Here is a 7,246-nt window from a genome sequence, read left to right as displayed (position 1 = left end):
CACCCCCCAGGTCATCCGTTCGACAGGGGGCAACAGTCATGCCGGGCCCGGAGGCCAGCGGCCCTCTTGCAGGACCGCGAAGAAGATAACGGGGGTGGGGTGAGCGGAGGAAACGGGGGAGGGGCGGCGCACCGGAGAGGGACTCCGGTGCGCCGCCCCTCGGGCGTCGCAGTGTCCTCGGTGCTACAGCGTCTTCGGCGGGATCGGCGACGCGGCCATCGACTGCGGCGAGTTGCTGCTGGCGAAGGCGGAGGGCGCGGCCATCCCCGCGGTCGGATCGGCGGGGGCGGGCTCGACGGTGGCCTGCTCCGGCACGCCGATCATCCGGATCCCGGCCGCGTCCAGCGCCCGCTTCATCCGCCAGCGCAGCTCCCGCTCCACGCTCAGGGCCTTGCCCGGCATGGTCTTCGCGGTGACCCGGACCACCATGGAGTCCAGCAGCACGTCCTCCAGGCCCAGGACCTCGACCGGGCCCCAGAGGATCTCGTTCCAGGGCTCCTCCTTGGAGATCCGCTCCGCGACCTCCTCCAGCACCGACCGGACCTTGTCCAGGTCCTCCTCGGACCGCACGGTCACGTTCACCCCGGCGGTGGCCCAGCCCTGGGAGGCGTTGCCGATCCGCTTGATCTCGCCGTTGCGGACGTACCAGATCTCGCCGTTCTCGCCCCGCAGCTTGGTGACCCGCAGGCCCACCTCGATGACCTCACCGGTGGCCACGCCCGCGTCGATGGTGTCGCCGACGCCGTACTGGTCCTCGAGGATCATGAAGACGCCGGAGAGGAAGTCGGTGACCAGGTTCCGCGCGCCGAAGCCGATCGCCACACCGGCCACACCGGCCGAGGCGAGCAGCGGCGCCAGGTTGATCTGGAACGCGCCGAGCACCATCAGGAAGGCGGTGCCGAGGATGACGAAGGACGCGACCGAGCGCAGCACCGAGCCGATCGCCTGCGAGCGCTGACGCCGCCGCTCGGCGTTGACCAGCAGGCCGCCCAGCGAGCTGCCCTCGCTCGCGGAGGTGTTGCGGTTCATCCGGTCGATCAGCCGGGTGATCGCCCGGCGGACCAGCACCCGCAGCACCAGCGCGATCACGACGATCATGACGATCCGCAGGCCGACGGCGAGCCAGGAGGCCCAGTTCTCCTGGAACCAGCCGGCCGCCTCGGTCGCCCGCTGCTGGGCCTCCTCCAGGGACGGGACGGTCGGCCTCGCATCCGGCGAGCCGCCGGTGGAGGGCGCCGAGGTGGCGGGCGAGGGCGAGGGCGACGAGGACGGGTCCGGGCCGGCGGCCGGGAGGGCGACGGACAGGGACACGGGGGATACCTCCAGGTGCGTGGCTGCCCCGGCGGGACGGGCACGGCGACGAAGCGGGAGCGGAGGAGCAGCTTCACCACACTAACGGGGCAAACCGGGTGGCTTCGCGGCTTCCGGGGGAAGAGAGACGGGCCTCACGAGAGGATGAGGAAGGGATAAGCGGTGACCTCGCGCGGGGTGACGCGGCGGATGCCGACGGGTGCCGGCGGGGCGGGCGGGGCGATGCTGTGGCCAACACCACGGGCCCTCGGCACCACCCCGTTGTTCCCACGTGGTGGCGCCGCGACCAGGGCAGAGGGGAAACTGACTCCAGATCGTCCCGGCGCGAGCCACGCGCCGCCGGCGTACAAGGAGGCACCGTGCCGCATGTCCTGGTCCTCAACGCGTCGTACGAGCCGCTCGGCGTCGTACCGCTCCGCCGCGCGCTCGTCCTCGTCCTCGAGAACAAGGCCGTCTGCCTCGAGGAGTCCGGCGCCCACCTGCACAGCGCGACCCTCTCCCTGCCCGCACCCAGCGTGGTACGGCTCAAGCGCTTCGTCCGGGTGCCCTACCGGGGACCCGTGCCGCTGACCCGCCGGGCCCTGTTCGCCCGCGACGGCGGCCGCTGCATGTACTGCGGGGGCGTCGCCACCAGCGTCGACCACGTCATCCCCCGCAGCCGCGGCGGGCAGCACGTCTGGGACAACGTGGTGGCCTCCTGCCGTCGCTGCAACCACACCAAGGCCGACCGGCACCTCGGCGAGCTGGGCTGGAGGCTGCGGCACAAACCGGCCCCGCCCACCGGTCTGGCCTGGCGCATCATCGGCACCGGCCACCGGGACCCGCGCTGGCTGCCGTACCTGCGGCCGTACGGCGCGGACGAGGCCCTGGCCCGGATCGACGGCGTCTCCGCCTGACTCGGTCCGGGCCTTCGTCGTCGCCGGGCGCCTCCACCGGGGCCGAGCCCGGTCCCGCGGCGCGCGGCCGGCACCCGTTCGGCGGATTGCGATGTCTGGTGCGGGCCTCGTTGGGTAGCCACTGTCAGGGCGTGCTCGACCTCATCGAGGAGGAACCGTGGCCGGACCGGTACCGGGGGAGCCGCTGGCGCGGCTGGCGGAGCTGTACGGGGTGGCCACCGAGTACCGGCCCGCGCCGGACCGCGTGGTCACCGTGCCGGCGGAGGCGGTGACCGCCGCGCTCGCCGCGCTGGGCGTGGACACGGCCGACCCGGCCGCCGCCCTGGCGGCGCGGGAGGCGGAGACGGCACGGCGCCTGCTGCCCCCCACCGTGGTGCTCACGCCGCGCGGGCTGCCCGCCCTGCCCGAGGGGACCGTGCTCCGCGTGGTCACGGAGGAGGGGGAGGCCCGCGGTTCGCTGGACGGCCTCCCGTACGGCGTCCACCGGCTCACCGTCACGGCACCCGACGGCCGCACCGGCGAGTCCCACCTGATCGTCGCCCCCGACCGCGCGCCCGGCGTGGAGGGCCGGCACCGCGGACTGCTGGTCCAGCTCTACTCGCTGCTCTCCCACCGCTCCTGGGGCATGGGCGACCTCGGCGACCTGGCCGACCTGGCCGGCTGGGCGGGCCGCGCCCTGGGCGTCGGCTTCGTCCAGCTCAACCCGCTGCACGCGAGCGTGCCCGGGCCGCCGGTGGACCCCTCGCCCTACCGGCCGTCCTCCCGCCGCTTCCCGGACCCCGTGTACCTGCGCGTCGAGGAGATCCCCGAGTACGCCCACGTCACCGAGGAGGACCGCACCCGCCTGCGGGCCCTGGCCGAGCAGGCCGCCCGGCTGCGCGAGGGGGTGCTGGCCAAGGAGGCGCTGATCGACCGCGACGCCGTCTGGGACCTCAAGCGCCGCGCCCTGGAACTGCTGCGCGCGGTGCCCCTCGCGCCCGGCCGACGCGCCGCCTACTCCGGCTTCCTGGCCCGCGAGGGCCGCGCCCTGGACGACCACGCCACCTGGAACGCCCTCGCCGAGGTGCACGGCCCCGACTGGCACCGCTGGCCCGAGCGGCTGCGCGACCCCCGGTCGCCGGAGACGGCCAGGGCCCGGCGCGAACTCGCCGACCGCGTCGACCTCCACCGGTGGCTGACCTGGCTCGCCGACGACCAGCTCGCCGCCGCCCAGCGCGCCGCGCGGGAGGCGGGGATGGGCGTGGGCCTGATCCACGACCTCGCCGTCGGCGTCCACCCCGGCGGCGCCGACACCTGGGCGCTGCGCGACTGCTTCGCCGCCGGCATGTCGGTGGGCGCCCCGCCCGACGCGTTCAACGCCCGCGGCCAGGACTGGGGCCTGCCCCCGTGGCGGCCCGACCGGCTCGCCGAGACCGGGTACGCCCCGCTGCGCGACCTGCTGCGCGCCCGCCTCCGCCACGCCGGGGCGCTGCGCGTCGACCACGTGATGGGCCTGTTCCGCCTCTGGTGGGTCCCCCAGGGCCGTCCGCCCACGGAGGGCACCTACGTCCACTACGACGCCGAGGCCATGCTGGCGGTGCTCGCCCTGGAGGCGCACCGGGCCGGCGCCGCGGTCATCGGCGAGGACCTCGGCACGGTGGAGCCGGGCGTGCGCGAGGCGCTGCGGGAGCGGGGCGTCCTGGGCACCTCGGTGCTCTGGTTCGAGCGCGGCTGGGAGAGCGACGGCCGCCCGCTCGCCCCCGAGAGCTGGCGTTCGGACTGCCTGGCCACCGTCACCACCCACGACCTGCCGCCCACCGCCTCCCGGATCGCCCACGACCACGTCGACCTGCGGGAGCGGCTGGGCCTGCTCACCCGCCCGGTGGAACGCGAGCGGGAGGAGGCGGCGGCCGAACTCGGCGAGTGGCTGGCCGAACTCGACCGGCGCGGACTGCTGGACGGCACCCGCGAGGAGGACGTGATCCTGGCCCTGCACCGCTTCCTGTGGCGGACCCCGGCCCGCCTGGTCGGCGTCTGGCTCCCCGACGGGGTGGGCGACCGGCGTCCCCAGAACGTGCCCGGTACCTGGGACGAGTACCCCAACTGGCGGCTGCCGGTGGCCGACGGCGAGGGCCGCCCCGTCACCCTGGAGGAGCTCTCCTCGTCCCCCCGGCTGCACGCGCTGCTGGCGGGTCTCACCGAGCCGCCCCGCCAGGACCCGCCCGGCTGACACGCGCGGTCGTTGGGCACCCCGGCCGCGCGGGCTCCCGCCGGGGCGGGTACCTTGGGCGCCGTGGACAAGAAGAACGCCCTGCGCACCGGCGCCCTGGCCGCCGGCACGACGCTGATGATGCTGCTCATGTCGTCCCCCGCGTTCGCGCTGGTGCGCGACGACGGCGACGACCCCGGCACCGGCCTGAGCGTCGTCGAGACGTTGGGCCTTTACGTGGTCGCCCCGCTCGTGCTGTTCGCGGCGATCGCCGGTGCGGTGATGGTCCTGGACAAGTCCAAGGAAGAGCACCGGGTGACGTCGACCAACATCCGGACCAAGAACTCCTGACCCGGACGGCCGCCGGATCCCCGGCCGGCCGCACCGGCGGAACGACGAGGGTGCCGCCCTCGCGCCACGGCAGAAGCCCTGGCGCGCGGACGGCACCCTCGTCGTGCGTTCACCCCTGCGGGTGGTTCTCCGGCCGTTCCCGCGCGGAGACGTCCCGTGGCGGCCGGGAGCCCGGGGAGCGGGAGCCCGGTGGCCGGGAGCCAGGTGGCCGGGACTCCTCGGTGAGGTAGCGCTGGACCGTCGGCGCGAGCCAGGCCACGAGCTCGTCGCGGCTCATCGCCGTGACCGCCGGGACCTCGACCAGGTACCGCAGCACCGCCATGCCGAGGACCTGCGACGCCACCAGGGCCGTGCGGCGCGGCACCTCGGCCGGGTCGTTGCAGAACCGGGCCACCGCCGGGCCGAGCTGCCCCGCCAGCAGGGCCTGCTGCCGCCCCCCGTCCAGGCCCGAGGCCAGCCCCACGCGGATCATCGCGGCCAGGGTGTCGTCCTCCTCCCAGCGGTGCAGGAAGTGCCGCACCAGCGCCTCCCCGGCGCCTTCCAGGGGCACCCCGGCGAAGTCCGGCATCCGCAGATCGATCTCCGACGCGGCCCGGTACAGCCCCTCCTTGTTGCCGTAGTAGCGCATCACCATGGCCGGGTCGATGCCCGCGTCCCGGGCGATGGCGCGGATGGTGGCCCGCTCGTAGCCGTCCGCCGCGAACCGGGCGATCGCCGCCTCGAGGATCGCCGCGCGGGTCGCGTCCGAGCGGCGCGGGGGCGGTGGGGCGGAGGCCGCCGACGGGCCCGGGGGACTCGGGGCACTCGGCGGCCTGTTCTCGGTCATGTCAACAAACGTAGGCCAACGGGTGTTGACCGTCCAGCCCCGTGCCTCTAGCGTTGTCAACAAGCGTTGGCCAACAGGTGTTGACCCACCCGGTCGCCCCTGCGCCACCGATTCGGGAGGCCACCATGACCGTCATGCACGGCACCACCGAACACGACCAGCACGACACGGCCCGCTCCGTGGTCGTCGTCGGCGCCGGCCCCACCGGGCTGCTGCTGGCCGGGGACCTGGCCGAGGCGGGCGTCCCCGTCACGCTCGTCGAGAAGCGGCCGCACGGGATCAGCAACCTCTCCCGCGCCCTGGTGGTGCACGCCCGCACCATGGAGCAGCTCGACGCGCGGGGACTCGCCGACGAACTCGCCGCGATCGGCCGGCCCCTCCGCGACCTGCGCCTCTTCGGCGGCCTCACCCTGGGGCTCGACTCGCTGCCCACCCGGTTCCCGTACGCGCTGGTCGTCCCGCAGTACGAGGTGGAGCGCCTGCTGGAGCGGCGCGCCGTCGAAGCGGGGGTGCGCTTCGCCCACGAGACCGAGGTGACCGGCCTGCGCCAGGACGACCACGGGGTGACGCTCGAGGTCGCCACGGACCGGGGCGCCGAGGAGCTGCGCGCCGCCTACGCGGTCGGGACCGACGGCGCGCACAGCGCCGTCCGCCGCCTGGTGGGACTGCCGTTCCCGGGCCGTTCGGTGATCCGCTCGCTGGTCCTCGCCGACGTCAAGCTCACCGAGGACCTCGGCTCGGCGCTCACCGCCGACGCCGGCCCCGACGGCTTCGCGCTGCTCGCGCCGTTCGGCGACGGCTACCACCGGATGACCGGCTGGCGGCGGGGGAACGACCGCCCGGACAGCGACCCGGTCGGCCTGGAGGAGGTCCGGGAGATCGTCCGCGGCGCGCTCGGCAGCGACTTCGGCATGCACGACCCGCGCTGGATGTCCCGCTTCCACAGCGACGAGCGGCAGGTGCCCGCCTACCGGGTCGGCCGGGTCCTCCTGGCGGGCGACGCCGCGCACGTGCACTCCCCGGCGGGCGGGCAGGGCATGAACACCGGCCTGCAGGACGCCGCCAACCTCGGCTGGAAGCTGGCCGCCGTGCTCGGCGGGCACGCGGACGGGTCACTGCTCGACACGTACCACGCGGAGCGGCACCCGGTGGGGCGTATGGTCCTGCTCGCCAGCGGCGCCCTGATCCGCGGGGCGCTGGCGCACGGCCCCGCGAGCCGCGCCCTGCGGGCCGCGACGCTGGCCACGGCCGACCGGGTGGCGCCGCTCCGGCGGCGGGGCACCGCCATGGTCAGCGGCATCGGCATCCGCTACCGCCGGCCGCGCGGCGCCCACCGCTCGGTCGGCGCCCGGGTGCCGGACGTGCCGCTGGCGGGCGGGCGCCGCCTCTACGAGGCCCTGCGCGGCGGCCGGTTCGTGCTGCTGGCGCCGACCGGCCTCGAGGTGGCGCCGCGCGGCGCGCGCCTGGCGGTCGAGCGGTGGGCGGGCCCGCGCGGCACGGCGGTCCTGGTGCGCCCCGACGGTCACGTCGCCTGGGCCGCGGAGGCGGCCACCGCCGAGCGGGTGCGGGAGGCGCTCGACACCCACCTGGGGTGACGTGGCGTGGGTCCGGGCCCGCCACCGCCGGGACGCTGGCGGGTGCGGGCCCTTCGCGCGTGCGGCGGGAGGGGGCGGG

Annotated in this window: 6 protein-coding genes; 4 read left to right on the top strand and 2 right to left on the bottom strand. The window is 75.7% G+C overall.

What is annotated here, in order from left to right:
- Window positions 1-183 precede the first annotated feature (183 nt).
- Window positions 184-1,311, bottom strand: a complete 1,128-nt coding sequence (locus tag ACWD3O_RS20935; protein WP_451416896.1) for a mechanosensitive ion channel family protein — start codon at window positions 1,309-1,311, stop codon at window positions 184-186.
- A 359-nt stretch (window positions 1,312-1,670) separates the two neighbouring features.
- Here ACWD3O_RS20935 and ACWD3O_RS20930 point away from each other — a divergent pair, with 359 nt between their 5' ends.
- The 3 genes from ACWD3O_RS20930 (at window position 1,671) to ACWD3O_RS20920 (ending at window position 4,746) form a co-directional block, all read left to right on the top strand.
- The gene (locus tag ACWD3O_RS20930) at window positions 1,671-2,207 is read left to right on the top strand and encodes an HNH endonuclease (RefSeq protein ID WP_108955294.1); all 537 of its coding nucleotides are present in this window, start codon (window positions 1,671-1,673) and stop codon (window positions 2,205-2,207) included.
- Window positions 2,208-2,364: 157 nt separating this feature from the next.
- Window positions 2,365-4,416 carry a 4-alpha-glucanotransferase gene (gene malQ / locus ACWD3O_RS20925; RefSeq protein WP_451416895.1) on the top strand — a complete coding sequence of 684 codons (2,052 nt, stop codon included), beginning with the start codon at window positions 2,365-2,367 and terminating at the stop codon, window positions 4,414-4,416.
- A 63-nt stretch (window positions 4,417-4,479) separates the two neighbouring features.
- The gene (locus tag ACWD3O_RS20920; protein WP_451411942.1) at window positions 4,480-4,746 is read left to right on the top strand and encodes a hypothetical protein; all 267 of its coding nucleotides are present in this window, start codon (window positions 4,480-4,482) and stop codon (window positions 4,744-4,746) included.
- Between the two features lie 109 nt (window positions 4,747-4,855).
- Here ACWD3O_RS20920 and ACWD3O_RS20915 read toward each other — a convergent pair whose 3' ends face one another.
- Entirely contained in the window at window positions 4,856-5,572 is a 717-nt protein-coding gene (locus ACWD3O_RS20915; protein WP_451416894.1) for a TetR/AcrR family transcriptional regulator, read from the bottom strand.
- Window positions 5,573-5,706: 134 nt separating this feature from the next.
- On the opposite strand from ACWD3O_RS20915, the gene ACWD3O_RS20910 reads away from it, so the two are divergent.
- Complete coding sequence (locus ACWD3O_RS20910) at window positions 5,707-7,167, top strand: FAD-dependent monooxygenase (protein WP_451416904.1); 1,461 nt, start codon at window positions 5,707-5,709, stop codon at window positions 7,165-7,167.
- Window positions 7,168-7,246: the final 79 nt, after the last annotated feature.

The organism is Streptomyces sp. NPDC002640 (genome assembly GCF_053592575.1).
Note: the sequence above shows the minus strand (reverse complement) of the source record. Positions and strands in the feature narration are given on the sequence as shown.